26 protein-coding genes are annotated in these 25,546 nt (G+C 63.3%); 16 read left to right on the top strand and 10 right to left on the bottom strand.

Going from position 1 to position 25,546, the window contains the following annotated elements; translation table 11 throughout:
* Position 1 precedes the first annotated feature (1 nt).
* The 5 genes from CO670_RS06125 (at position 2) to CO670_RS06145 (ending at position 4,813) form a co-directional block, all read left to right on the top strand.
* Positions 2–691, top strand: coding sequence for an ABC transporter permease (locus CO670_RS06125; protein ID WP_088673923.1), 690 nt, complete (start codon positions 2–4; stop codon positions 689–691).
* A gap of 76 nt (positions 692–767) precedes the next feature.
* Positions 768–1,676 carry a homocysteine S-methyltransferase family protein gene (locus CO670_RS06130; RefSeq protein WP_088673924.1) on the top strand — a complete coding sequence of 303 codons (909 nt, stop codon included), beginning with the start codon at positions 768–770 and terminating at the stop codon, positions 1,674–1,676.
* Positions 1,677–1,787: 111 nt separating this feature from the next.
* Positions 1,788–2,906: an ABC transporter substrate-binding protein gene (locus tag CO670_RS06135; protein WP_097589443.1), complete on the top strand. Its 1,119-nt coding sequence runs from the start codon at positions 1,788–1,790 to the stop codon at positions 2,904–2,906.
* 69 nt (positions 2,907–2,975) lie between these two features.
* Complete coding sequence (locus CO670_RS06140) at positions 2,976–4,028, top strand: iron ABC transporter permease (protein WP_097589444.1); 1,053 nt, start codon at positions 2,976–2,978, stop codon at positions 4,026–4,028.
* Positions 4,025–4,813: an ABC transporter ATP-binding protein gene (locus CO670_RS06145; protein WP_097589445.1), complete on the top strand. Its 789-nt coding sequence runs from the start codon at positions 4,025–4,027 to the stop codon at positions 4,811–4,813. The genes CO670_RS06140 and CO670_RS06145 overlap by 4 nt, the downstream gene beginning before the upstream one ends.
* A 21-nt stretch (positions 4,814–4,834) precedes the next feature.
* On the opposite strand, the gene CO670_RS06150 is transcribed toward CO670_RS06145, so the two are convergent.
* Entirely contained in the window at positions 4,835–5,272 is a 438-nt protein-coding gene (locus tag CO670_RS06150; protein ID WP_097589446.1) for a MarR family transcriptional regulator, read from the bottom strand.
* 209 nt (positions 5,273–5,481) lie between these two features.
* Here CO670_RS06150 and CO670_RS06155 point away from each other — a divergent pair, with 209 nt between their 5' ends.
* The 3 genes from CO670_RS06155 (at position 5,482) to CO670_RS06165 (ending at position 8,052) form a co-directional block, all read left to right on the top strand.
* Positions 5,482–7,293 (top strand): chloride channel protein, encoded by a 1,812-nt coding sequence (locus tag CO670_RS06155; RefSeq protein WP_097589447.1) that lies wholly within the window; start codon positions 5,482–5,484, stop codon positions 7,291–7,293.
* 73 nt (positions 7,294–7,366) lie between these two features.
* Positions 7,367–7,633: a type II toxin-antitoxin system Phd/YefM family antitoxin gene (locus CO670_RS06160; protein ID WP_097589448.1), complete on the top strand. Its 267-nt coding sequence runs from the start codon at positions 7,367–7,369 to the stop codon at positions 7,631–7,633.
* Positions 7,630–8,052 carry a type II toxin-antitoxin system VapC family toxin gene (locus CO670_RS06165; protein WP_097589449.1) on the top strand — a complete coding sequence of 141 codons (423 nt, stop codon included), beginning with the start codon at positions 7,630–7,632 and terminating at the stop codon, positions 8,050–8,052. Before CO670_RS06160 ends, CO670_RS06165 begins: the two co-directional genes overlap by 4 nt.
* Before the next feature lie 24 nt (positions 8,053–8,076).
* Here the strand turns inward: CO670_RS06165 and CO670_RS06170 are convergent, their stop codons facing one another.
* The 5 genes from CO670_RS06170 to CO670_RS06190 all read right to left on the bottom strand — a co-directional run bounded on the left by CO670_RS06170 (position 8,077) and on the right by CO670_RS06190 (position 13,238).
* Positions 8,077–8,847, bottom strand: coding sequence for an ABC transporter ATP-binding protein (locus CO670_RS06170; RefSeq protein ID WP_097589450.1), 771 nt, complete (start codon positions 8,845–8,847; stop codon positions 8,077–8,079).
* A 9-nt stretch (positions 8,848–8,856) separates the two neighbouring features.
* Positions 8,857–9,840 carry an ABC transporter substrate-binding protein gene (locus tag CO670_RS06175; protein WP_097589451.1) on the bottom strand — a complete coding sequence of 328 codons (984 nt, stop codon included), beginning with the start codon at positions 9,838–9,840 and terminating at the stop codon, positions 8,857–8,859.
* Positions 9,841–9,877: 37 nt separating this feature from the next.
* A complete protein-coding gene (locus CO670_RS06180; protein ID WP_097589452.1) occupies positions 9,878–10,729 on the bottom strand; it encodes an ABC transporter permease in 852 nt (283 codons plus the stop codon).
* A gap of 10 nt (positions 10,730–10,739) precedes the next feature.
* Entirely contained in the window at positions 10,740–12,092 is a 1,353-nt protein-coding gene (locus CO670_RS06185) for an LLM class flavin-dependent oxidoreductase (protein ID WP_097589453.1), read from the bottom strand.
* A 360-nt stretch (positions 12,093–12,452) separates the two neighbouring features.
* On the bottom strand, positions 12,453–13,238 hold the full coding sequence (locus CO670_RS06190) for an IclR family transcriptional regulator (RefSeq protein ID WP_088673936.1): 786 nt from the start codon (positions 13,236–13,238) through the stop codon (positions 12,453–12,455).
* A 238-nt stretch (positions 13,239–13,476) separates the two neighbouring features.
* Here CO670_RS06190 and CO670_RS06195 point away from each other — a divergent pair, with 238 nt between their 5' ends.
* Genes CO670_RS06195 through CO670_RS06230 form a run of 8 tightly spaced genes read left to right on the top strand, consistent with a single transcriptional unit; the run spans position 13,477 to position 21,653 of the window.
* Positions 13,477–14,550 (top strand): ABC transporter substrate-binding protein, encoded by a 1,074-nt coding sequence (locus tag CO670_RS06195; RefSeq protein ID WP_088673937.1) that lies wholly within the window; start codon positions 13,477–13,479, stop codon positions 14,548–14,550.
* Positions 14,551–14,571: 21 nt separating this feature from the next.
* Positions 14,572–16,086: a sugar ABC transporter ATP-binding protein gene (locus tag CO670_RS06200; protein ID WP_097589454.1), complete on the top strand. Its 1,515-nt coding sequence runs from the start codon at positions 14,572–14,574 to the stop codon at positions 16,084–16,086.
* Positions 16,083–17,048 (top strand): ABC transporter permease, encoded by a 966-nt coding sequence (locus CO670_RS06205; RefSeq protein ID WP_097589455.1) that lies wholly within the window; start codon positions 16,083–16,085, stop codon positions 17,046–17,048. Before CO670_RS06200 ends, CO670_RS06205 begins: the two co-directional genes overlap by 4 nt.
* Positions 17,045–17,986 carry an ABC transporter permease gene (locus CO670_RS06210; RefSeq protein ID WP_097589504.1) on the top strand — a complete coding sequence of 314 codons (942 nt, stop codon included), beginning with the start codon at positions 17,045–17,047 and terminating at the stop codon, positions 17,984–17,986. Before CO670_RS06205 ends, CO670_RS06210 begins: the two co-directional genes overlap by 4 nt.
* On the top strand, positions 17,983–18,939 hold the full coding sequence (locus tag CO670_RS06215; protein WP_097589456.1) for an amidohydrolase family protein: 957 nt from the start codon (positions 17,983–17,985) through the stop codon (positions 18,937–18,939). The genes CO670_RS06210 and CO670_RS06215 overlap by 4 nt, the downstream gene beginning before the upstream one ends.
* Positions 18,932–20,239 (top strand): alanine racemase, encoded by a 1,308-nt coding sequence (locus tag CO670_RS06220; RefSeq protein WP_097589457.1) that lies wholly within the window; start codon positions 18,932–18,934, stop codon positions 20,237–20,239. The genes CO670_RS06215 and CO670_RS06220 overlap by 8 nt, the downstream gene beginning before the upstream one ends.
* 35 nt (positions 20,240–20,274) lie before the next feature.
* Complete coding sequence (locus tag CO670_RS06225; protein ID WP_088673942.1) at positions 20,275–20,619, top strand: RidA family protein; 345 nt, start codon at positions 20,275–20,277, stop codon at positions 20,617–20,619.
* Positions 20,620–20,639: 20 nt separating this feature from the next.
* Positions 20,640–21,653, top strand: coding sequence for a succinylglutamate desuccinylase/aspartoacylase family protein (locus CO670_RS06230; RefSeq protein WP_097589458.1), 1,014 nt, complete (start codon positions 20,640–20,642; stop codon positions 21,651–21,653).
* Here the strand turns inward: CO670_RS06230 and CO670_RS06235 are convergent.
* The 4 genes from CO670_RS06235 to CO670_RS06250 form a co-directional block, all read right to left on the bottom strand.
* Complete coding sequence (locus tag CO670_RS06235) at positions 21,650–22,834, bottom strand: hypothetical protein (protein WP_097589459.1); 1,185 nt, start codon at positions 22,832–22,834, stop codon at positions 21,650–21,652. The two genes, CO670_RS06230 and CO670_RS06235, sit on opposite strands and share 4 nt — an antisense overlap.
* A 350-nt stretch (positions 22,835–23,184) precedes the next feature.
* Entirely contained in the window at positions 23,185–23,523 is a 339-nt protein-coding gene (locus CO670_RS06240; protein WP_097589460.1) for a hypothetical protein, read from the bottom strand.
* A gap of 31 nt (positions 23,524–23,554) precedes the next feature.
* The gene (locus CO670_RS06245; RefSeq protein WP_245425755.1) at positions 23,555–24,142 is read right to left on the bottom strand and encodes a hypothetical protein; all 588 of its coding nucleotides are present in this window, start codon (positions 24,140–24,142) and stop codon (positions 23,555–23,557) included.
* Between the two features lie 20 nt (positions 24,143–24,162).
* On the bottom strand, positions 24,163–25,494 hold the full coding sequence (locus CO670_RS06250) for a hypothetical protein (RefSeq protein WP_097589505.1): 1,332 nt from the start codon (positions 25,492–25,494) through the stop codon (positions 24,163–24,165).
* Positions 25,495–25,546: the final 52 nt, after the last annotated feature.

The raw sequence follows: 25,546 nt of genomic DNA on the forward strand, positions 1-25,546 counted from the left end.
CATGAGCTTCACCTGGATTTCTTCCTACTGGCCGCTTCTTCTGACCGGCGCCTGGCAGACCGTTTCGCTGCTGGTCATCTCAGTGGTGTTCGGCTTCATGATCGCCATCGGCCTCGCCTTCGCGCAGGTCAGCGGCGGCAGGCTGACGCGGCTTCTTGCGCGGAGCTATTGCACCTTCTTTCGCGGCACGCCGCTGCTGATCCAGCTGTGGCTTCTCTATTACGGCGTCGGCTCGCTGCTGCCCATGGTTCCCGGCATTCGCCAGAGCCTGTTCTGGCCGATCCTGCGCGAGGGCTTCTTCTTCGCCGCCGTCAGCTTCACGCTGAACTATGCGGCCTATGAGGCGGAAGTGCTGCGCGGCGCGCTGCTCGCCGTTCCCAAGGGCGAGCTCGAAGCCGGCCGGGCCTTCGGCCTGTCGCCCTGGAAGCTGACCCGCCGCATCTGGCTGCCGCGCGCCATCCGCATCGCCCTGCCGACCATTGCCGGAGAGATCGTCATGCAGCTGAAGGCGACGCCGCTCGCCTTCACGGTGACCGTGATGGATCTCTATGCCGTGGCGAACAAGGTTCGCCAGGACACGCTGCTCGTCTACGAACCCCTGCTCGTCGTCACTTTCTTTTATCTCGCCCTGACCGCGGTGATCGCCCGCGTCTTTCGAGGTCTTGAAGCGCAGGTGCCGGTTCGCCGCTAGGCGGACGGAAGCTTCCCACTTTGTTTTTAAAGCCCGCCGCCGGTCACGGCGCGGCAGCATGAATGGAGATTACCTCATGAGCACAACGCGAATTCTCGATGGCGGCATGAGCCGCGAGCTGCTGCGGCTGGGCGCCGAATTGAAGCAGCCGGAATGGTCGGCGCTGGCGCTGATGAATTCGCCTGACATCGTGCGCGAGGTGCATAAGGAATTCATCGCCGCCGGCTCGGAGGTCATCACGACGAACAGCTACGCGCTCGTGCCCTTCCATATCGGCGAAGACCGTTTTCGGCAGGAGGGAGCTGCGCTGATCCGTCTCGCCGGCCGCTTGGCGCGCGAGGCGGCCGATGCCGTCACGGACCGCAAGGTGCTGGTTGCCGGTTCGCTGCCGCCGATCTTCGGCTCCTACGAACCGCAGAACTTCCAGCCTGCGCGGGTGCAGGATTATCTCAAGGTGCTGGTCGAAAACCTTGCGCCCTTCGTCGACATATGGCTCGGCGAGACCTTGAGCCTGATCGCCGAGGGTGAAGCCGTGCGCAAGGCGGTGGCGGCATCCGGCAAGCCGTTCTGGATCTCGTTCACCCTGGCGGATGACGAGGCCGACATAAAAAGCGGCGAGCTGAGGCTTCGCTCCGGCGAAAGTGTCGAGGACGCGGCGTCCTGGGCGGTTTCGTCAGGTGCGGAAGCCTTCCTGTTCAATTGCAGCAAGCCCGAGGTCATGCGGGGCGCCGTGGAGACGGCAGCGCGCGTGTTCCGCAAGGCGGACGCTCAGATCGAAATCGGCGTCTATGCCAATGCCTTCGAAGGGGAACAGGGCGCATCGGCGGCCAATGAAGGTCTGCACGAAACCCGCGACGATCTGAACGGCGATGTCTATTCCCGCTTTGCCTGCTCCTGGGCCGAAGCGGGTGCGACGATCATCGGCGGCTGCTGCGGCATCGGCGCTGCCCATATCCATCGCCTCAGGAATACGCTTTCAGGCTGAAGCGCTGGAGAAAACGATGTTTTCCCGGTGAGAGAGACAGCTAATAAATAACTTGATTTATTTCGTCATCTTTTATAACCCGGCGCTGTATTTAACGCATGGAAGGTCGTCATGAATTCTAGATCCGTGGCCAGCTGGCTGGCTGGCTCGCTTATTTCTGTTTCCGCTATTTTCCTCGCCCCGTCCGCCATGGCAGAGCAAAAGACGATCACCGATGTGATCGGCCGCCAGGTGAAGGTCGATCTTCCGGCCAAGCGCGTAGTGCTTGGCTTCTATTTCGAAGACTACATGGCCGTCGGCGGCGAGAAGGCCTATGATTCCGTCGTCGGCATTTCCCGCGAGGCATGGGAAGGCTGGGTTCCCGCGAACTGGAAGATGCACCTTGCCCACCGCCCCTCGCTCGGCGACATCGCCGATGTCGGCGAAGTGGAAGCGCAGACCTTTTCCATCGAGAAGGTGCTGAGCCTCAATCCTGACCTGGTCATTCTTGCTGACTGGCAGTACCAGGCGCTCGGCCAGGACGCCCATCGGCTCGAAGAACAGGGAATTCCTGTCGTCGTCGTCGACTACAATGCCCAGACCGTCGAGCGCCATGTCGCCTCGACCGTGCTGTTCGGGGAACTGACCGGTGAGGACGCCCGCGGCAAGGAGATCGCCGATTTCTACGCCGGCGCGCTGAAGGACATTGCCGATCGCGTTGCCGCATCGGGCAAGCCGAAGCCGAAGGTCTATGTCGAATTCGGCAACAAGGGACCGGCCGAATATTCCTTCACCTACGGCAAGAACATGTGGGGCGCCATGTCGACGGCCGCCGGCGGCGACAATATCGCAGCGCCCTTCGTCGAATGGTGGGGTCCGATCAATCCGGAGCAGGTCCTGGCGTCCAAGCCCGATGCCATCTTCATTTCCGGCCGCGAGAACAACAAGAGCGAGACCGCCTTGCCGATGGGCCAGGGTGTGAAGGCCGACGAAGCCCGCGAGAAGCTGAAGGCTTTCGAAACCCGCCAAGGCTGGAGCGAACTGCCTGCCGTCAAGGACGCCCACCTCTTCGGCGTCTATCAGGGCGCCTCCCGCACGCTCTCGGATTTTGCAATGGTGCAGTATATCGCCAAGCAGCTCTATCCCGAGCAGTTCAAGGACGTCGATCCCGTTGCCAACTACCTCGGCTATTACAAGAAGTATCTGCCGGTGGTTCCCGAAGGCACGTTCGCCATCGCCGTCAAGGGTTGATCCTGACGGACCTAGCTCTGCGAGCGCCATGGTTCATGGCGCTCGTTTTCCGTTGAAATGGGTTTTTGGATGACAGTGACCGCCCGCAATGCCGAAGCGATCGGCGCGCACAGGCTGCGTGAACGCAGGCGCTGGCGCAGCCTTCTGATTTTCGTGGCCCTGACGGCGATCTGTCTCGTTCTCGATATCGCGACAGGCCCGTCGCTGCTGTCGCCGGCGGAAGTGGTACGTTCGCTCACGGGTCTCGGCGAGCGGGCGGCGATGACTGACGCCATCGTCCGGGGCCTGCGCCTGCCTATGGCGCTGATGGCGCTTGCCGTCGGTGCAGCGCTCGGGGCCGGCGGCGCGCAGATGCAGACGCTTCTCAACAATCCGATGGCGAGCCCCTATACGCTCGGCATGGCGGCTGCCGCCGGGTTCGGGGCGGCACTGGTTCTGGCGCTCGGCGGCCTTGGCCTCGACGCGATGGTGGCCGTGCCGCTCGGCGCTTTCGTCTTTTCCATGCTGGCGGCGCTCTTTCTCTTCACGCTGGCTTCGATGCGCCGCATGACGGCGGAAACCATCATTCTCGGCGGCATCGCCCTTCTCTTCCTGTTCCAGTCGCTGCTGTCGCTCATCCAGTTCCTCTCCTCGCCTGAGTTGTCGCAGCAGATATTGTTCTGGCTGTTCGGCAGCCTGACGAAAGCGACATGGCCGACGCTGGCCCTCACCGCGGCTGTCACCCTCGTCTGTTGCGCCATGCTAATGGCGGGTTCCTGGAAACTGGCGGCCCTGCGCATGGGCGAGATGCGGGCAGCAAGCCTCGGCGTCAATGTTCGGCTCTTGCGCATGAAAGTCCTTGTCATCGTCGCGGTCATGACGGCGACCGCCACGAGTTTCGTCGGCGTGATCGGCTTCATCGGCCTCGTCGCCCCGCACATCGCCCGGATGACGGTGGGCGAGGATCAGCGCTTCTTCCTGCCGATGTCCGTCGTCAGCGGTGCGCTGATGCTGTCGGCCGCCTCCGTCGTGTCGAAGTCGATCATCCCCGGCGCGCTGTTTCCCGTCGGCATCGTCACCGCCATTGTCGGCGTGCCGTTCCTGCTGTGGTTGATCTTCGCGCCGAAAAGGAACGGCGCATGATCCGCCTCGAAAACATCGCCATCGAGCGCGGCGGGCAGAGAATTGTTTCCGGCGTCGACACTGTCCTGGAAGCCGGAAAGATCCATGCCGTCATCGGCCCCAACGGCACGGGCAAGACCACGCTTCTGCGCGCCCTCTTCGGCGACCTGCCGCTCGCCGAAGGCAGGTTGACGCTCGGCGGGGACAGCCTAGCCGCCGGACGCACAGGCGCGCGGGCGCTGAAATCGTGGCGCGAGAGCTTCGCCTATATGCCGCAGGACACCGCTACGGATATTGCGCTCACCGTTCTCGAAGTCGTGGTTCTCGGCCGGCTTGGCCGCCTCTCGCTGCATATCGACGACGAGACGCTCGACATGGCGATGACACGGCTTTCACAGACCGGTCTCGCTCATCTCGCCGGCCGCGACATCGCTTCGCTGAGCGGCGGACAAAGGCAGATGGCGCTGTTTGCCCAGGTGCTGATGCGCGAGCCGAAAGTCATGCTGCTGGACGAGCCGGTCAGCGCGCTTGATTTGAAGCATCAGCTTGCCCTGCTCGATCTGGTGCGCCGGGAAACGCGCGCCAATGGCTGGATCACCATGGTCGTGCTTCATGATCTCAATCTGGCCTGCCAATATGCCGATAATCTGCTGGTGATCGCAAACGGCACGATGAAGGCGAGCGGCCATCCGCAATCGATCGTCACGCCGGGCCTCATCGCGCAGACTTACGGCGTGGATGTCGAGGTGCTGCGCGACCGGCGTGGCCAGCCCGTCATTCAGCCGCTGGTCGCCGAGAGTTTGTAGTCCTCCGCCGCGACGGCGTCTTCATTCGTCCTTGAGCGCCGTCTTCTGGAGCTCGAGAAGAAGCTCGATCAGCTTCGGCGCCATCACCCTGATTTCCGAGAGATGGACGGCGCTCAGCCTCGTCAGAAGCTCGTCCGCCTTCTCGGTCAGGAGGATCGTCTGGCGGCGCCTGTCGACCGGATCGGCATGGCGTTCGACCAGCCCGGCATCCGACAGCCGTCCGACAAGCTCGGTCGCCGTATGGGGCGCGATGATCAGCCGCTCGGCCAGCATGCCGATCGTCATCGCCTCGCCGCCGCGTTGTCCCTTGATCGCCAACAGAGCCTGATGCTGCTGCGGAGGCAGGCCTTCCGATTGGGCGGCTGACGCACTGAAGTCCATGAACTGGCGAAGCGCAAATCTGAGGTCGGCAAGAGCTTCGTAATCCTCCTGTCTCAGCGGCGGTGCGGATTTCTTCAAGCTCATTCTCCTCTGCCGCCCACGCGAAGCGGCCGCGGTTTGCGCGCGCGGACTGTTCCCCGATTTCGAATAGATGCGCAGCCGCCGGCCGGTCAAGTGAGGCACCTTCCGAGACATTTTCGCCTTCTTGCTTTCGTCCATTGATTTATATCGTATTACGATATAATGACGCCGCTCAAACAGACCGTTTCCGCGTAGCAGAGGCTTCCATGGCGCAGCATCAACCAAGCAACCGGCCGCATGATTTCACCGGCGGCCTTTCCCGGCGCGAGGCCGGCGATTTCACCACAGACAGGCGGGTCCTCCTGCTTGTCGGAATGGCCGTCGTCATCGGCACGTCAGGCGCCTTTGCGGCCTGGTGTCTCGTCAGCCTGATCTCGCTGGTGACCAATGTCGTCTGGTTCGGAGAGATCGGCATCGAGCCCGCCTCTCTGGCCGCCGTGCCGCGTTCGCTGTGGGTGGTGCTGGTGCCGCCGCTCGGCGGGCTTGCCATCGGCCTGATGGCCCGCTTTGGATCGGAGAAGATCCGCGGCCACGGCATTCCGGAAGCAATCGAGGCCATTCTGATCGGCGGCAGCCGGATGTCGCCGAAAGTCGCTGTGCTGAAGCCGCTGTCATCGGCAATCTCGATCGGAACGGGCGGCCCGTTCGGCGCCGAGGGGCCGATCATCATGACCGGCGGGGCGATCGGATCGCTCTTCGCGCAGTTCTTTCACATGAGCGCGGCCGAGCGGAAGACGCTGCTCGTCGCGGGTGCTGCCGCAGGCATGACGGCGATCTTCGGTTCGCCGATCGCCGCCGTCATGCTGGCCGTCGAACTCTTACTGTTCGAATGGAAGCCGCGCAGTTTCATCCCCGTTGCGGTTGCCGCTTGCGTATCGATCTGCTGGCGCCCGCTGCTCTTCGGAGTAGGCCCGCTGTTCCCGACTCATTTCCAGGTGACATTGCCCTGGTGGGGGATTTTCGCCTGTGCGGCGATGGGCATCCTATCGGGGCTGCAATCCGGACTGCTGACGACGCTGCTCTACCGGATCGAAGACCTGTTCGAGGCACTGCCGATCCACTGGATGTGGTGGCCGATGCTCGGCGGTCTCGTCATCGGCCTCGGCGGCCTGATCGAACCCAGGGCAATGGGCGTCGGCTACGACATCATCGACGGCCTGCTCAACAACCGGCTGCTTGCGCCGGCGGTCCTGTCGATCCTGCTGGTGAAGACCATCATCTGGCTGTTCGCCCTGTCGTCGGGCACTTCGGGCGGCGTGCTCGCTCCGCTCCTGATCTTCGGCGGCGCTCTCGGATGGCTGGTCGGGCTGGTCATGCCCGGCAACGATCCCGGTTTCTGGGCGCTGCTCGGAATGGCGGCGATGATGGGCGGAACCATGCGCGCGCCGCTGACGGGGACCTTCTTCGCGATGGAGATCACCGGCGACGTCAGCACGCTCGTTCCCCTGCTCGCGGCAACGGTGGTCGCCTATGCCGTCACGGTCCTTTTGCTGCGCCGCTCGATCCTCACCGAGAAGATCGCGCGCCGCGGGCAGCACATCACCCGCGAATACGGCGTCGATCCGTTCGAGCTTTCCCGGGCAAGGGAAATCATGATCAACGATGTCGACACGCTTCCTGTCGACATGACGGTCGGTGAAGCCTGCGATTTCTTCGCCTCGCAGCAGAAGACGCACCGGATCTACCCGCTGGTCGATACTGCGGGCAAGTTCGCCGGCATCGTCTCGCGGGCCGATGCCTTGCTCTGGCAAGGCAAGCCCGGCCTCGCCGCCCAGACGCTTGGCGAAACCGTCGCGGATGATTCCGTTCCCGTCGGGCATCCTGACGATACCGTCGCCTTCATCGCCGACCTGATGCTGTCGACGGACAACGGCCGTATCCCGATCGTCGATCCGGCATCGGGCAGACTGTGCGGCCTGATCGCCCGCAAGGATCTGCTGCGGCTGCGCAGTTCCTTGCGGTCCGCGGAACTGGACCGGCGGCCCTATCTGACCGCGGGAGCGAGAAGCAAACCGTGATAGCCATGCCGCTTGCCACTCCTCCGGCCGTGGCTTATATAGTCATCATGGTTATTCTAGTCAGGAGTTGAGCATGCAGCCCTCGCGACAAGGCGATGAAAGCTGGACCGTCGCCAGCGCAAAGGCGAAGCTTTCCGAGGTTATCGAACGCGCCCAATTCGCGCCGCAGACGATTACCCGGAATGGCAAGCCGAGCGTCGTCGTCGTCTCCGCCGAGGAATGGCAGCGCAAGACTGTGCGCAAGGGTACGCTTGTCGAATTTCTGATGAGTTCGCCGCTGCGCGGCGCTGATCTGGATCTCGATCGTCAACGCGACGAACCGCGTGATCCCGAACTGTGAGGCTTCTGCTGGACACCAACGTCCTGTCGGAGGTGACGAAGCCGAACCCAGACATGCGCGTCTTGGCGTGGCTGGATCAGCTCGACGAGGATCGCTCCTTCATCAGCATTGTGTCGATCGCGGAGATTCGGCGCGGTGTTGCCCTGCTGGACAACGGGCGGAAACGCGACGCGCTGGGCGAATGGCTTGCTCGGGACCTGCCGCAACGCTTCGAGGGCCGCATCATCCCGGTGGACGAGCCGGTTGCCTTGTCCTGGGGCGATCTCATGGGCCGCGCGAAACGGAGCGGCCGCGGTCTGTCGTCGATGGACGGCCTGATCGCTGCAACCGCAATTGCTTACGATCTCACCCTGGCTACCCGCAACACCAGAGATTTCGAGGGGTTCGGGATCGAGCTCGTCGATCCCTGGACCGTGTAGTCCTGGAAGGCATGGTCACAACTTTCAATGCAGCCCGAACAGGTTGAGCAGTTCTTCCCGGTGCCGGACGAATTCCGGTGCGCTGCGGTCGCGGGGACGCGGCAGATCGATGTCGATCAGGCGCGGCTCGCCTCCTTTTTCCCGCGGCAGGATCAGGATCCGGTCGGCGAGATAGATCGCCTCCTCGAGATCATGGGTGACGAGAATGGTCGTCACATCCTCATCCCGCCAGATCCGGGCGAGTTCCTGCTGCATGCCGATCTTGGTCATCGCATCGAGCGCGCCGAGCGGTTCGTCGAGCAGTAGGATCTCAGGCTGGACGGCAAGCGCCCGCGCGATGCCAACGCGCTGCGCCATGCCGCCGGACAACTGCCGGGGATAGGCCGCCTCGAATTGCTGCAGGCCGACGAGCTTGACGTAGTGACGCGCCCGCGCCCGCGCCTGCTCGCGGCTGAGACCTCTGGTTTCCAGCCCGAAGGCGACGTTGTCGAGGACGTCAAGCCAGGGAAGAAGGCGTGGCTCCTGGAAGATGACGGCGCGTTCCGCGCCGACGCCGCGTATCGTCTTGCCGTCGACCTGTACTTCGCCTGTATCCGATTCCTCTAGGCCGGCCAGGACCCGCAGCAAGGTCGTCTTGCCCGAACCGCTGGCGCCGACGATGGCGAGGCTTTCGCCGGAGCGGATGTGGAGGTTGATATCCCTAAGAACCTGCAGGCGGCTGCCGTTCAGCTTGTAGGATTTGGAGAGGTGACGGATCGTCACCTCTCCGCGGCGAATGTCCTGGGCGACGCTCATCACGGTTCCTCAGTTGCTGGCCGGCTTGGTGTCGGCGTTAAAGAGAATGTCCTTGGCCGCCAGCTGACCCTGCTTCAGCTTGCCTTCGCGAACCAGGACGTCGATCCAGAACTGGATGTCGCGCTCGACAGGCAGGCCGCCGGCGCGCACGCCGTAGCCGCGGAAATACTGGGCGATATCAGGGTTCTCACCGCGTTCGGCCAGAGCTTTGGCGAGGATTTTCTTGGTTTCCTCAGGATGTTCGCGGGCATAATCGAGGGCGCGGGCCGACTGCTCGACGAAGATCTTCGCGGCCTCGGGGTGCTGCTGAATGAAGTCACGGCGCAGGACCACGAAGCCGCCGGCGATGTCGCCGAGCACGTCGGTATCGTCGAAGACCGCACGCAGGCCGCCGTTCTTCAGCGCTGCACCCTCGAAGGTCGTCTGCCAGTAGCCGAAGGCGGCGATATCGACCTGCTTGGAGCGCAATACCTGCTCGAGCTGCGGACCGGGAACGACGACCTGGTTGGCGGAGTCGCTCGGAAGGTCGACGGAATGCAGGGCTTCGCGGATGGTGTAATCGAGATGGGCGCCGAGCGTGTTGACCGCGATGCTCTTGCCGGCAATGTCCTTGATGCTTTTGATCGGGCTGTCCTCCAGCACGTAGAAGGTCGACTGCACCTCGTCATTGATGCCGTTCGAGGGATAGGCGGCGACGAAATCATTGCCGCCGATGATCGAATTCAGCACGGCTGATGTGGCGGCGCTGCCGATCTCGACGTCGCCGGATGCGAGAGCGATGAGAGAGGCCGGGCCGCCCTGGGCATAGCCGACATTCTCAAACGTGATGCCGGTGTCTTTGAAATAGCCGAGCGCGTCGGCGAGTTCATGGGCGGCAAGACCGCCCTGGCTCGCGAGGTAGCGCAGCTTCACTGCGTCGGCGGCTGCGGCCGGCGTGGCAAGACCGAGCGCAATCACGGCCGGCAGGAGAAGATTACGGGGGTGGAAGGTCATGGGATGTCCTTTCGGAAGAGAGAATTGGTGGAAGCGGTCAGGCGCTCGGCTGAGACCAGCGGCAGAGACGGCGCTGCAGGAGAACCAGCAGGGCATTGGCGGCAAGGCCAAGAAAGGCGAGAAGAAGGATCGCCGCAAACATCAGCGGGATCTGGAAATTGTACTGGGCGTTCATGACCTGGAAGCCGATGCCCTTGTTGGCGCCGATCATCTCGGCGGCGATCAGCAGCAGAAGCGCGGTTGTGGCCGAGAGACGCAGGCCGACGAAGATCGCAGGCACCGAGGCCGGCAGGATGACGCGGCGGAAGACGGTGAGCGGTCCGGCGCCGTAGGTCCGCGCCATCTCGATGAGCTTCTTGTCCACTTCCTTGACGCCGCCGATCGTGGCGAGCAGCACCGGAAACAGCGTCGCCCAGAAGATGACGAAGATTTTGGACGTTTCACCGAGACCGAGCAGCAGGATGAAGACCGGATAGAGCGCCAGCGCCGAGGTCTGGCGGAAGAGCTGCAGGATCGGGTCGAGCGCCTGCTCGACCGCACGAAACTGGCCCATGAACAGGCCGAGCGGAATGCCGACCACGACGGCAAAGGCAAAGGCTGTTCCCGATCGCTGCAGGCTGACGGCGATGTCATCGAGCAGCGCGCCGTTGGCGAGGTTGGTCCAAAGAGCCGACAGGATCACGTTCAAGGGCGGAAAGACGGCGGGATTGACCCAGCCCCTGGTGCTCGACACCTGCCAGAGCACGAGAAAGGCGATGAGCAGGCCGTAGCGCGGCAAAAGCGATGCGAGCACGCCGCGCACATGCGACGCGAAAGTGGGCGTATTGCTTTCGCCGCTCTTCAGGCGGCCGAAGCTTCTCGGGAGAGTCTGGTTGATTTCATAAGTCATAGATCGCTCCTCACTCTGCTGCCTGGAGGGCTGCGCGCCCCGCAGCCCATCGATTGGTCGGGAAAGGCAGGCCGAGGTTTTCCCGTAGCGTCTTGCCTTCATAGGCAGTTCGGAACAGGCCGCGGCGCTGGAGTTCCGGAATGACTAGATCGACGAAATCGTCGAGTGCCGTCGGAAGCCACGGCGGCAGAATGTTGAAGCCGTCGGCCGCTTCGTTTTCGAACCATGTCTGCAGCGTATCGGCGATCTGCTCGGCCGTTCCGACGATGGTGAAATGACCGCGGGCGGAAGCGATCCACTGATAGAGCTGGCGGATGGTGAAGTTGTTCTCGTCGGCGATCTGGCGGATCAGCGCCTGGCGGCTCTTCATGCCCTCTGTCGGCGGCGCAGGCGGAAGCGGCCCATCGAGATCGTAACCATGCAGGTCGAGCGTGCCGCCGGTCAGGCCGTTGAGAAGACCGATCCCGTCTTCCTCAAGGATGAGCGAGGTCAGACGGTCGTATTTCTCCCGCGCCTCGGCTTCGGTCCTGCCGACGAAGGCGGAGACGCCGGGCATGACGAGGATGTGATCGGGATTGCGGCCGAGACCGCGGGCGCGCGCCTTGATGTCCCGATAGAATTCCTGGGCGGTTTCGATGTGCTGATGGGCGGTGAAGATGACCTCGGCCGTCGCCGCGGCAAGCCCGCGTCCGTCTTCGGACTGTCCGGCCTGCACGATGACGGGATGGCCCTGCGGTGAACGTGAGACATTGAGCGGACCGCGCACGCTGAAATGCTCGCCGCGATGGTCGGTATCGTGCAGCTTCGCGGGGTCGAAGAAGACGCCGCTCTCCTTGTCGCGGATGAACGCGTCGTCCTCGAAGCTCTCCCAGAGTTTGCGGACGACGTCGACATGCTCGGCGGCGCGGCGATAACGCTCGGCATGCGGCAGCTGCGTTTCGCGGTTGAAGTTTTGCGCGGTGAGGTCGCCCGTCGTGGTCACGACGTTCCAGCCGGCGCGGCCTTGGGAGATCAGATCCAGCGAGGCGAACTTGCGGGCGGTGGTGTAGGGCTCCTCATAAGTGGTCGAGGACGTGGCGATAAAGCCGAGATGGGTTGTCAGAGGCGCCAGCGCGGAAAACAGCGTCACCGGTTCGAAGCCGGCCACCCGGGCATTGCCGCCTTCGCGCGCTCCGCCGAAACCGATAGCCAGGCCGTCGGCCAGGAAATAGGCGTCGAAGAGCCCGCGCTCGGCCGTCAAAGCGAGCTGCTTGTGGAACGCGAAACTGGTCGCGCCATCGACCGGCTGGTCGGGATGCCGCCAGGATGCAACATGCTGTCCGCCACCGGGCAGAAATGCCCCAAGCCTGATTTTCCGTGTCATTTCGCGTCCTATCCGTTTGCCGCCGAGAGCCCGGCCTTGCCCAAGGCCAAGGTGCAGTTATCGGCTGTCGGAAAGTTAAGATACGTTCTCCATAAAATTTATAGAGAAACTTCATTCCGTAGTTTGGGAGGAAGAGTGAATAGATTTTCGGGATTGGCGCGAAACCGGAAATCAACGGCCGGAGAGGCATCAGGAGATATATCGTCCTGCGGCAGGTATTCCGGCTAGGACAAGCAGCCGCAAGTCCGGCAAAGCGCCGGGCGGAGGTGATACGGGTTTAACAGGGCATGCAGCTGAATGCCGGCCTAAGCGTGAATGTCGGTACCATCAGAATGCCGATACCGAGCTCTGCTCGGTGGATCAGCCACGCTTCGGCCGCGCCGGCGCATGGTCGAGACCCGCGGCGGCTTTCTTCAGGCAGTCCAGGTAGCGGTCGCGGTTGGCGATGCCGTCGTCGCGGGGGGTGACGAGGCAGAGCGTGGCGGCGGCATGGCCTTCCTCGTCCCTGACCGGTACGGCAAAACAGTGCGTGAAGCTGTCGACGATACTGTTGAAGGTGAAGAGACCTTCGCGCTCGGCCTGACGCACCTCGGCGATGAAGGTCTGCGGGTCGAGCCATTCGCCGCTCGGCAGGCGGAAATCCTGCGGCGGAATGAAGTTCAGGATTTCCTCATCCGACAGATGCGCGACGAGCAGACGGCCCGACGCCGTCCACGGAATCGGCACCGACTGGCCGATATCCGTCGAAATGCGGAACGGCCGCGCGCCCTCGCGCATGCGCACGACAGTATATTTGTTCCCGTCGAGCATGCAGAACTGCGCGGTCTCCCGCGTCTCGTCGGCAAGCTGTTCCAGCGCCGCTTCGCATTCGCGGGTGAAATCGAAGTGGTTCTCGTAGGCGGCGCCGAGGAAATAGAGCTTGCGGCCCAGATAGACGCGGCCCTCGCCGCCGGTGAATTCGAGAATGCCGTTGCTCAAGAGCAGGTTGACGAGCTCATAGACCGACGAACGCGGCGCACCGATCTGCGCGGCAATTTCATTCGGCTTCAGGGCCTGCCGCTTCTGGCGCAGGAAATCGAGGATCTCGAAGGCGCGGTCGAGCCCGCGGGCGCGCTTGCCGACTGCTTCGTCCTGAATTGCGTCCATTGCTGTCAATCCCGTTCCTGTTGGGCCCTGTTCCTGTCCGGCCAAGCTTTTCAAACCCTCTGCCGCATCTGTCAACCGATCCCGTCTTCCCGGCGAACGAAATTTTTTCACCCCTCTTGCGAGGCGGAAAAATCGGCATAAGATCAGCGCGTCCGGTATTTAGATCATATGTACATTATATTGGACAATTGGGAGATGGCAAGCCGTCAGCGCTGCCGCATAGAAAAAGGGGATCGACATGAAGAATCTTGAAAACAGCATTTCCGCCTCGTTACGCCGCCGCCTTCTGGCGGGCGCTGCCGCCGCTGCGGCCCTGCTCGCCTTTTCGGCCGGCACGGCATCGGCCGCCGCCAATTGCATCAAGGGTGACAGGAAAGCGCCCTACACGATCGGCTGGGCGAACATCTATTCGGTGCCGACCTGGATGAAGCAGACCGAAGGCACCATCACCGCCGAGGTGGAGGAGCTGAAGAAGGCCGGCCTGGTGAAGGATCTGATGATCACCGACGCGCAGGGCAACGCCCAGACGCAGATCCAGCATATCCAGTCGATGATCGACGCCAATGTCGACGCCATCGTCGTCATCGCCGGCTCCTCCAACGCGCTCGACCGCGTCATTTCAGATGCCTGCGACAAGGGCATCGCGGTCGTGAACTTCGACAGCCTCGTCAATACCGACAAGGTAACGGCGAAGATCAACACCGATTCCAACGAATGGGGCGCGACCGCCGCGAAGTGGATGGTCAGCCAGCTCGGCGGCAAGGGCAAGATCATCATCATGAACGGCCCGGCCGGCATCTCGGTCAGCGATGATCGCCGCAAGGGCGCACAGCCGGTGCTCGACGCCAATCCGGGCCTGCAGGTCATCACCGAGACGAACACGGAATATAACGTCGCACCGGCACAGGAGGCGATGACCAGCCTGCTCTTCGCCAATCCCGAAATCGATGGCGTGCTGTCGCTCGGCGGCGCGCTGTCGGCCGGCTCCGTCCTCGCCTTCGAGCGCCAGGGCCGCGACCAGGTGCCGACGACGGGCGAAAATGCCCGGCAGTTCCTGGAGCTGTGGAAAGAGAAGGGCCTGAAGGGCTGGGCGACCATGCAGCCCAACTGGCTGGGCGCGCTTTCCGTCTATACCGCCGTGCAGGCGCTGCAGGGCAAGGATGTCCCCGCCTTCGTCAAGGTGCCGTTGCCCGTCATCGACGACAGCACCATCGGCAGCTATCTCGCCCGCGCCGACAAGTTCCCGGCCGACGGCTATATCTACTCGGATTACGACAAGGCGCTCTTCGACAAGCTGCTTGCCACCAAGTAATCCGGATTGAGGGATGCCGTCATGACGGAACAAAAGCCCCTGCTGGAAGCCCGGCAGGTGTTCAAGGGATTTTTCGGCAATCCCGTTCTGAAGGGCGTCGACATCGCCCTTCTGCCGGGCAGGGTTCACGCCCTGCTCGGCGAGAACGGCGCCGGCAAATCGACGCTGATCAACCTGCTGTCCGGCGCCCTCCAGCCCGACAGCGGTTCCATTCTCATCGATGGTAAGCCCGCCGGGCGCTTCAGCCCGGCGGCGGCGCGCGCGGCCGGCATCGCCGTGGTTCAGCAGGAGCTGAGCCTGACGGCCAACCTGTCGATTGCCGAAAACATCGGGCTCGGCGCCTTTCCGCGCCGGTTCGGCCTGATCGATTACAAAGCGCTGCATCGCGGCGTGCGGGAGGTCTGCGACATGGTGGGGCTCACCGAGCCGCTCGACATGCCGGTCGCCGATCTCGCGCTCGGCCGCCGCCAGATGGTGGAGATCGCCAAGGCGCTGTTCCGCAAGCCGCGCGTGCTCATTCTGGACGAGCCGACCTCGTCCCTCTCCGCGCATGAGGCCGGTATTCTTGCCGGCCTGATCGGTACGCTGAAGGACCGCGGTACCGCGCTTCTTTATATTTCCCATCGCCTCAACGAGGTGCAGGCGCTCTGCTCGCATGTCACGGTGCTGAAGGACGGCGGCGTCACGGCGGATCAGTCGCTCTTCGGCATCGATGGCGAAGGGCTGGTGCGCCTCATGGTCGGCCGCGAGACCGGCGATCTGTTTCCGCCGCGTGTCGCCGCCAAGCCCGGGGCGACGCGCATCAGCGTCGAGGATTTCTCCGCCGGCATGGTGCGCCAGATCGGTTTTTCCGCCCGCGCCGGCGAGATCGTCGGCATCGGCGGACTTGTGGGACAAGGGCAGGAAGACCTGCTGCTCGGCCTTTACGGCGCGATCCCTGCCTCCGCCGCCCAAGCGGAGATATCAGGCAAGCCCGGCCTGCCCGCCCATGTCGGCGAAGCGAATGCGGCGGGCATCGTCTATGTCCCGGCCGACCGAAAGCACGAAGGGCTGGTGCTGCCGCATTCCATCGCCTCCAATCTGATCCTGCCCTCGCTCGGGCGGCTCGCCCGCAAGGGTTTGCGTGACCGGCCGGCGGAAACCGGCCTGGTCGCCAATCTCGCGCGCCGCCTGACGATCAAGGGCGATACGGCCCGCCCGGTGCAGGCGCTTTCCGGCGGCAACCAGCAGAAGGTGGCGCTCGCCAAATGGCTGCCGCTCGATCCCTCCGTTCTGCTCCTCAACGATCCGACGCGCGGCGTCGACATCGAGACCAAGCGGGAAATCTACCTCATGCTGCGCGCCTTCGCCGCCGAGGGGCGGCTCGTCATTCTCGCCAGTTCCGACACGCCGGAACTCGTCCATCTCTGCGACCGCGTCGTGGTTCTGCGCGAAGGGCGCGTTGCCGCCACGCTGTCGGGTGACTCAGTCAGCGAAGGGGCGATCGTCGGCGCAGCCATGGGCATTCTGACCGCGACACAGGGAGAGGCGGCATGAGCACGATTTCGTCTTCCGGCCGGCTCTACGGCTCGATCCAGCTTCGCCGCAACCACGGCCTCGGCGGCCTCTACCTCGTCGTCGCGGCTTTTCTTATCCTCTATGCCGTGCTCTTTCCCGGCATCCTTTCGATCGGCGGCTTTTCCAAGTTCACGCAGAACTGGTTTCCGCTCGCGCTCGTCACCATGGCGCAGGCGCTGCTGATGCTGAACGGCGGCATCACGCTGGCGATCGGTCCGCTCGTCAGTCTCGGCGCGGTGATCGCCGCGACGACCATGGAAGGGGCGCTCGGCGTGGCTGGCGGCATTCTGGCGGTTGCTGCCGCCGGTCTTGCGATCGGTGCCATGATCGGCGTCATCGTCACGCATCTGAGATTGCCGGCGATCATCGTCACGCTGGCCGGTTCCTTCATCATCAGCGGCGTCGCGCTCATCCTGCTGCCGCGACCGGGCGGGGCCATTCCCGATTGGCTGTCGACCACGCTCGCCGGCCACACGCCCGTCGCCTTTCTGCTGCTTGTCGTGATCCTGGCGCTCTGGAAAGCCTTTCTGGCCACGCCGCTCGGCCTCGGCATCTATGCGGCCGGCGACAATCCGGTCGGCGCGTTCCGCTCCGGTGTGCCGGTCGAGCGGGTGAAGGTCGCAGCCTTCGCGCTCTCCGGCCTTCTCGCGGCGCTGACCGGTCTCTTCGTCGCCGCGCAGACCGGCTCGGGCGACCCTGTCATCGGCACGCCTTTCACGCTGAACTCGATCGCCGCCGCCGTGCTCGGCGGTGTCGGCTTTCTCGGCGGCAAGGGCACGATGCGCGGCGCGATCTGCGGCAGCCTGCTGCTTTCGGTCATGATCAACGTCATGTTCTTCCTGGGCTTCCCGCCGGTTGCGCAATATGTCGCGCAAGGGTTGATCATCGTCGGCGCGGTCGCCGTTCCGGAACTTCTCGCACAGTGGAGGGCAAGGCGATGAACATCGTCAGATCCGCGTTCCGCAATCCGCCGCTTCTGACCTTCCTTCTGGTCGCGCTCGTCTGGATCGTCGCAAGCTTCACGCTGCGCGGTTTCGGCGCTTACGGCCACCTGCGCTACCTGCTGGAACTCGCCGCGGTCATCGGCATCGTCGCTGCCGGCCAGACGCTCGTCATCCTGATGGGTGGCATCGACCTTTCCGTCGGTGCGGTCATCACAGTCACGGCGATCCTGCTGCCGCTGATTTCGCCCGCATGGGACCCGACCGGCCTCACCGGCATCGCGGCGGCCCTTGCCATCGCCACCGGCATCGGGTTCCTGAACGGTGCGGGGGCCGCCTATCTCCGCGTCCCGCCGATCATCATGACGCTCGCCATGGCGACCTTCCTGCAGGGCCTGCTCGTCATCGTCGCCGGCGGCAGCGCGGTCACCGTCAGCAATCCGGCGGTCATTCTGCTCGGACAGTCGCGGCCGCTCGGCATCCCGGCCGGCATCATCCTCTGGCTCGTCGTCTCGGCCGTCGTCCTGCTGCTCGTCCACCGCATGCCGATTGGCGCGCGCTTCCTGGCGCTCGGCGCGAACCCGCTCGCCGCCCGGCTTTCCGGCGTCAGCGTCACGCGCAACACGCTGATCGTCCATACGCTGTCCGGCTTTTTTGCCGGGCTTACCGGCATTCTCGTGCTGGGGATGAACCGGCAAGGTTATGTCGGCATCGGCGACCCCTATCTGCTGACGTCGATTGCCGCCGTCGTGCTCGGCGGCACCTCGATCCTCGGCGGTCGCGGCACCTATGCCGGAACCATCCCGGGGGCGATCCTGCTCGTGACGACGACGGCGCTGATCACCGTCGTCAACGCCTCGCCTGGCTGGCGGTCGATCATGTTCGGCACGCTGATCCTTGCGCTCCTGCTCGTATCCGGCCGCGAGGCGCGAAGATGACGGAGCGCTATGACGGGCCGGTGATCGACCCGCATCACCATCTCTGGGACCTCAGCCTGCAGCGCCATCCCTGGCTTCAGAAAGCACGGGCTTCAGGCGAGGAGATGGTGTTCGGAAGCTTGGCGCCGATCCTGCGCGACTACGGCATTGACGACTATCGTGCCGATGCCGCGCGTCAGAACGTGGTTGCGACCGTGCATGTGGAGGCCGGCTGGTCCGATGCGCATCCGCTCGAAGAGAGCCGTTGGCTGGATGGCCTCGACCGCACGTCCGGCGTGGCGCACCGGTATATCGCGCGCGTTCCTCTCGACGGACCGGAGGCCATGAATCTGCTCGAGGCGGAAGCAGAAAATCCCAACGTCGTCGGTATCCGCGATATCGTCAGCTGGCACCCCGAACCGGCGAAGAGCTTCGCGGCGCGCGCCGGCCGGATAGACGATCCTGCCTGGCGGGCGGGCCTCGCCGAGGTCGCGCGGCTCGGGCTGGTCTTCGATCTGATGCTCTATCCCTGGCAGATGGACGAGGCGCTCGACCTCGTGCGCGCCTTTCCGCAAACGCTTTTCGTGCTCAATCACGGCGGCAGCCCCGCCGAACGCACCGAGGACGGCATGGCCCTCTGGCGCCGCGGCCTGCGGGCGCTCGGCGGCGAGCCGAATGTGCGGCTGAAGATTTCCGACCTGGTCGCCTATGACAACGACTGGACGCTCGAAAGCCTGCGGCCGGTGATCGACCATTGCCTCGATTGTTTCGGCCCGGCGCGCGCCATGTTCGCGAGCGATTTTCCGGTCGCCGGCCTGCACGCCTCCTTCGACGAGATCTATCAGGTTTTTCGCACCGTCGCCGCTGAGCTCTCTTACGACGAGCAGCGAGCGCTCTTCTTTGCCACCGCCAACGACACTTATCGCCTCGCCATCACAGACGCGGTCGAGGATCTGAGAGGCCGCCATGTCTGACCTTCATGTCGCGGAAAATGGATTGATCGACGAACGGGTACGCGGCTTTCCGCCGGGCCATCCGCCGCTGCCGCTCGCGGCCGTGGGAATGCAGGGATGGAAGCCCTATGACGGCAGGATGGCGCTGCCGCTGATCTCGCTCGACCGGCAAGCCTTCGCAGGCAATGTCGAGCTGATGATGGCCTATGTGAAAAGCCATGGCGTCGAAATCGCCCCGCACGCCAAGACGCCGATGTCGACGGCGCTGGCGGACGCGCTGCTGGCGGCCGGCGCCTGGGGTACGACCGTCGCCGATATCCGCCAGGCCGCGGTCCTGCTCAAAGCGGGACAGCGCCGGCTGATCCTTGCCAACGAGATCGGCGGGCTTGCCGCCGCCCGCCGGCTTGCGGCGCTCGTCGGCCATTATCCCGATGCGGAACTGCATGTTTTCGTAGATTCGACGGCGCTCGTCGAAGCTCTCCGGTCGGCATGGCAGGAACGCGAAGACCTGCCGCCTCTCGGCCTGCTGGTGGAGTTCGGCGCCGGCCGCGCCGGTCTGCGCAGCGTGGAAGCCGCAGCGGCCATTCTCGACGCGATCCTTGCCGCGGAGACGCCGGTCTTCCGGCTGACCGGTATCGCCGCCTATGAGGGCGCGGCCGCCACGGCCGATCCGGAAGAGACGGGGCTGCGCATCGACGCGCTGATGGCGATGACATCAGGTTTCCTGCCCAAGGTGCGCGCCCGCATCGGCAATGAACGGCCTCTCCTCGTCACAGCAGGCGGCTCGGTGTTTTTCGACATCGTTGTCGCGCGGCTTTCAGCCGTGGTCGCGGTCGATCCTGCCTGCCGGCTCGTGCTGCGCAGCGGCGCGATCTTCTTTCACGATCACGGCATTTACGAGCGCGGCCTTGCCGGTCTCGATGCGCGCGGCGGTTTGCGCATCGGCGGCAAGACGGTGTCCGCCGCATCAGGTTTCCGCCCGGCGCTCAGGCTCTGGGCCGAGGTTCTCTCCCGGCCGGAACCGGGGCTTGCGATTGCAGGCATGGGCATGCGCGATGTGGCGATGGACCAGGGCCTGCCGCGGCCCCTGGCGCTCTATCGCAATGGCGTCCGTCTCGCCGGTCTCGATAGCACCGAGGTTTTTCGCCTCAACGATCAGCACGCATTTATCGCGCTTGCCGAGGGCAGCGACGTCTCGGTCGGCGATGTCATCGAGTTCGGCATTTCGCACCCCTGCACCTGCCTCGACCGGCATGCCATCCTTTACGGCCTCGACCCCGATCATTCGGTGACGGCGGCCTATCTCACCAGCTTCGGCTGAACTTTCCCTCCAAAGCTAAGAAAAGGAAAACCTGCATGATCCAGCGTTACCAGAAAGGCTCGCGCATGAGCCAGGCGGTCAGCTATGGCGGGCTCGTCTACATCGCCGGCCAGGTGGCGGAAAATCGAAAGGCTGATATCGAGGAGCAGACCCGCGACGTGCTCGGCAAGATCGACGCGCTTTTGCAGCAAGCCGGCACCGACCGTTCCCGCCTCCTCGCCGTCAACGTGTTCCTGCCTGCCATCACCGATTTCGAGGCGATGAACGGCGTTTACGACAGCTGGATCGACATCGAAAACCCGCCGGCTCGCGCCTGCACCGAAGCCCGTCTCGCCGATCCTGATCTGCGCGTCGAGATGACGGCGGTCGCGGCCCTCTGACAGCCCGCATTGGAGACATCATGCACAGCGGCCTCGTCAATCCGATCGATTTTTCCCGCGAGGGCCGGCAGGCCGGCCACCTCGCCATTCCCTATTCGATCGACCGTTCGCCCTATTATCAGATCCGCATTCCGATCCTTCGCCTGAAAAATGGCGAAGGGCCGTCGCTGCTGCTGATGGCGGGCAATCATGGCGACGAATACGAGGGCGAGCTGCAGCTCGCCCGGCTGATGCGCCTGCTTGATGTCAACGAAATCCGCGGCGCCGTCACCATCCTGCCGATGGCGAACCTCCCGGCGGTGATGGCGGCCAGGCGCTGCTCGCCCTTCGACGGCGGCAACCTCAACCGCGCCTTTCCCGGCGATCCCATGGGATCGCCAACCGCGCGCATGGCGCATTTCCTCGAACACGGGCTTTTTCCACGGCACGATGTCATGCTCGACCTGCATTCGGGCGGCACCTCGATGGCCCACCTGCCCTGCACGCTGATCGAGCGGCAGGCGGATACCGCCCGTTTCGAGCGGTCCGTCTCGCTGATGCGCGCGCTCGGCGCCTCGCATGCCTTCATCGCCGACAACGGGCCGGCGGCGCCGACCTCCATGGGCGCCGCTGCGCGGTCCGGAACCATCGGCCTTTCCGGCGAGTTCGGCGGCGGCGGCACGGTGACATCAGAGACGATGGCGTTTACGGCGGCGGCGATCGACCGGCTGCTCCTGGCGCTCGGGATCGTCGGGCGACCGGTCCTGTCGCGCGTGCCGCTCTCCGAGCCCAGACCGTCGCAGCTGCTGTCGCTGTCCCGCCACAGCCAGGGCATCTATGCAAACCGCAGAGGCTGGTTCGAGCCGGCCGCCGCACTTGGTGCCGCCGTTTCCGCCGGCGATCTCGCCGGGTGGTATCATGATCTGGAACGCCCGGAGCAACCCGAGGAAGAATTGCGCTTCGCCGAGAGCGGCATCGTCATCTCCCACAGGCTGCATTGCGACAGCCAGGCCGGCGACTGCCTGATCCAGGTTGCCGAACCCATCGCGGCTTAGCCGATCGCATCGACGGCCGCCCTTACCCAGTCCAGCCGCTTTGCTGGGATGAGCCCGTAATTGTAGAAGTTCACGCCGTCAGCACCGGCATCGACGGCCGCCTTGGCGCGCGCCGCAAGGATCGCCGGTCCGCCGACCTCGGGATAGAAGACGCGAAGCCCGACCCCGAGGAATTTTTCCGGCCCGATCGCTGCCCGGCCGGTGCGGATGACATCGCCGACGGCATCCGGCGGCATGTCGTAGCAGCAGAGGAGCACCCCGTCGCAGAGCTTGCCGGCGGCTGCGAGATCGACGCCGCCGAGCCAGCCGTCCTTCAGGTCGATGAGCACGATGCGGCTCGCCGGATCGGCCGCGGCCGTGATCTCGCCGATCAGGCTGGTCACCGGCTCGCTGCGCCATGCGAGAAAGGCATGCAGCTCGGGATGGTCGCGGAAGGCATCGATGCCGGCGGCCGGGAAATCCGGGAACTGCCGTTCAGGGACGGCCCGTTCGCAAAGCTCCGCAATGAAGTGCGCGACCGTTCGGCGGGCGCCCTCGATTGGCACCCCGACCTTTCCGGCGCGCGCCGTGCAATGGTCGCAGAAACACAGGGACAACAGGAAGTCGTCTTCGGCATTCAGGCCGACGCCGTCTTTCTCGTGATGATATTCGTGCGCGAAGCCCATGAAGTTCGGGCTCTCCAGCTCCACCATGTCGGGCCGGTATTTCGTCGTTATGTCGCGAACGAGGGTGACGACGTAGTCCCTTGCCGCCGGGCTGGAGGGGCAGAGATTGTAATAATTGGCATTGCCGAAGGCGTTGCGCGTCACGTGATCGGGATGCAGCATGCCGAGGCGGCTATTGTGAAGGCAGACGGTCCAGCAGGAAATCTTGAGGCCTGTCTTCTCACGTTCGCTGACGAGCGCCTCCAGCATGTCGCCGCGCTCGCCGACATTGCCGGCCATCAGCGGCCGGATCACCCTATCCTGCCAGAGGCTTTCGTCCGGCCGGAAGTAGACCGTCCCGTCCTCAGGGAAATAGGCCTTCTGCTTCGGGCTCCGCGGCTGCAGGAAGCGGCCGGCATGGTAGGAGGTCGCCATGCTGACGGTGTTGAGCCCGGCCCGGTCCCGGAGCTCGGCTGCAATCGCCTCAAGCCCCTGGTCCTGAATGTCCCAGGGGTAAGTCCACATGGAAAGATGCATGCTGCGCTCCCGTCGAGTCTGTCCACTTTATAGAACACGCGTCCATAATAGTGTCCAGACCGATCTTTGGAGCAAGCATCGGTAAACGCTCCGAGGGGAAATTCGCTTGGCTGTGCGCGACTGACTTGCTCCCGCGCGCCGGCGAGACCAATAGAATTTACTGACGAGCAAAGCGTCCTTGGAAGCGGCGCCTTGGTCTGAAATGACAGAGTTCATCGCACCCGCTTCTCTACCGGTCAGTCTGCCGGGCGCGCCCATCAGACGGCGCGCCCGATAGCAGACTGCGCATGAAGACGGCGGCCGGCCAAGCCGTAGATCACCGGCTCGGATTTATATGATCTTTCGAGAAATCAGACCACCAAGAATCCCTGGTAGGCGTCCTTAAACTGATTGTTCAGTTTTATGGCAACCCATAATGGATTTTCGGGGTCGGTCGGCTTTAAGCCATGCGCAGGTTTGGCAATAACCGGCCATAACTTGCTGGTACTTACAGCATCCGTATCAGGGCATATTTCCACTTCAACCTCATCCGTGCCGTCCGAATTGCGCGCTATATACACAACCATACCCGAAATGAAGCCAGTGCCTCCAAGTGAAAAACGAGTACTTTTGTCGGTTGCAGCTTTCACAAGCTTGTCGCTCAGATACTTAATGTCAATTTCGTGTTGGTCACCAGACTTTGCAGGCATGTTAACCTCCTTGTTCGTCCGTATCCGCAAATCAATCACTATCGCTCGACCTGCGAGGTATGAATCCGCCCGACCGCGACATTACCCCGCCGGAGCGGGACAAGGCTCCGCCCGACCTGGACATTCCACTTGCCATTCCTCTGGGATCAGCAGAGACCTCAGCCGAGAGCAGGATTTGTTCAAAGGTTCCTGTTTGGGCATCGAGCCTCATCGAGAGATCGCCCTTCTCATAGATCCAGACTCTAATGTCCTCGGCGAGAGCTCCAATTTGAGAGCCGAGGCCCGTTAGTGCACTTGCACTAGGAGATCGGTATAGTCTTTCGTATTCGATATCACCGTCGGCGTTTCTTGGAGGAGAGTTGTCAGGATCCATGCCGCCGCCGTGGACAAGGAAGATTGCTGGCCTAGCCAGTTCAATAAAAGCTCCCTCGAAAGAAAAAGCGTAGATTCGCGCGAGCGTCGCGCCCGGCTCAGCGAGTTGGTTCCTCAGGAAATTGTTCGCACCTGCTTGACGTGGGCCTAAAGGTCCGGAAGTGCCGCCTCTAAGAAGAACGTCTTGAAGTTCACGTCCAAACAAATACACAGATGATATACTGAGTAGATTTTCTTGGTGTGCCACGTCTGCCTCCATCTAGCTGATTATTGACCGATGCCTGATCTCGACAGCAGAACTCTCTCGCGATAGCTCATCTTGGGAAGATCCAGATGATCTATCGGCAGCAGGATCCGCGCAGAGTGAACATGGCTGCGATGCTCGCCGCCCTTGAGGTGCGCCCCGGCATGTAGCTTGCCGATCGCCCGTTGCTTGAAATTTCCGGTGATGATGCCCGCGAACTGGCCGCCGCTTTCATGCCGATCGATGGCAAGCATCGTTTCGGCAACGTCGCCATAGTCGAGAAAATCAGGAGCGAGAGCCCACAGGGTTTCCGCCAGATATGTGCCGGCAATGTCCCGTGCATCGAGCAGCGCTTCGACAAATCCATCCGAATTCAGTGCAAAAGCGCGGTCAAAGGCATGCTGTACGGATGCCTCGGCGGCTGGATCGAACTCGGCAATATCTGCGAGATCTTCAACGGCCCGCGAGATCAGGCCGCGCGCCACCAGACTCTCATGAAAGATATCGACGAGTATATCGAATATCGCACCGGTGAGCGGCTGGGAGAGCTCATGCTCATCCTTCCAGCCGTGCGCGAACTCGCGCATCGTCCTTTTGTTGTTTGCCGAGCGTATCTGTCGATGCGGCGAGAACTCCGAAAAGCGCGAGAGGCGATTTGCGCGGTGGAGGTTGCCGCGTGTTTCCGCAAGAACATTGTCGATCACGGATGGAAAATGCATGGCCGCGATCAGCGACACGCAGTCGGAGAAAGCCTCCTGGAAACCAAGATACTCCGGGTACTCGGTTCCAGGGCGCGGCACGCCGAGGACGCTGAAGATGATCGCGTGCCCCACCTCATGCGCGATGACGTCGAAATCCAGGCTGAAGGGAAGGATGCGTCCATCCTTCTCGAACTGGCTGCCGACCTCGAGGAAGCCGTAGCCGTACTGAGCATTGTTCCATCGCGGCAGAATGGAGATTTCCAAGCGATCATAATGATCGCGAAAATGCCAGGTCAGCGGCTGGCCGAGATAGCGCTCCCATACATCCAGGGTGAAGCGTACGCAGCCGAAAACATGGGCGGCTTCGAAACCAGGCATCGATGGTCGGAGATAGTCGAAATTGCCGCGCTCGTCGGGGGCGGCCGGCTCTAGAATTTTTCCGGTCCAGGGCGGCAGAAGCATATACGGCGTTCCGAGCGGCCCGCGGTTCACGCCGTAAGGACCTGTCTTGCCGACCGGCTCCACGACAAACATGCGGTCGTCGGCCGGACCGGCGGCCAGGCTGCCCGACGGAGACGATACTTCAACGACCTCGGGACTGGACCGAGCATCTTCGAATGGAGGCTGTACAAAAAGTCTGAACCGGGTGCCCATCAGCATCCCCCCTCACAAGACTTTTATGGTGCCATTTTAAGTTGATCTTCGG

Origin of the sequence: Rhizobium sp. J15 (assembly GCF_002531825.1) — a bacterium.
Lineage (GTDB): Bacteria > Pseudomonadota > Alphaproteobacteria > Rhizobiales > Rhizobiaceae > Rhizobium.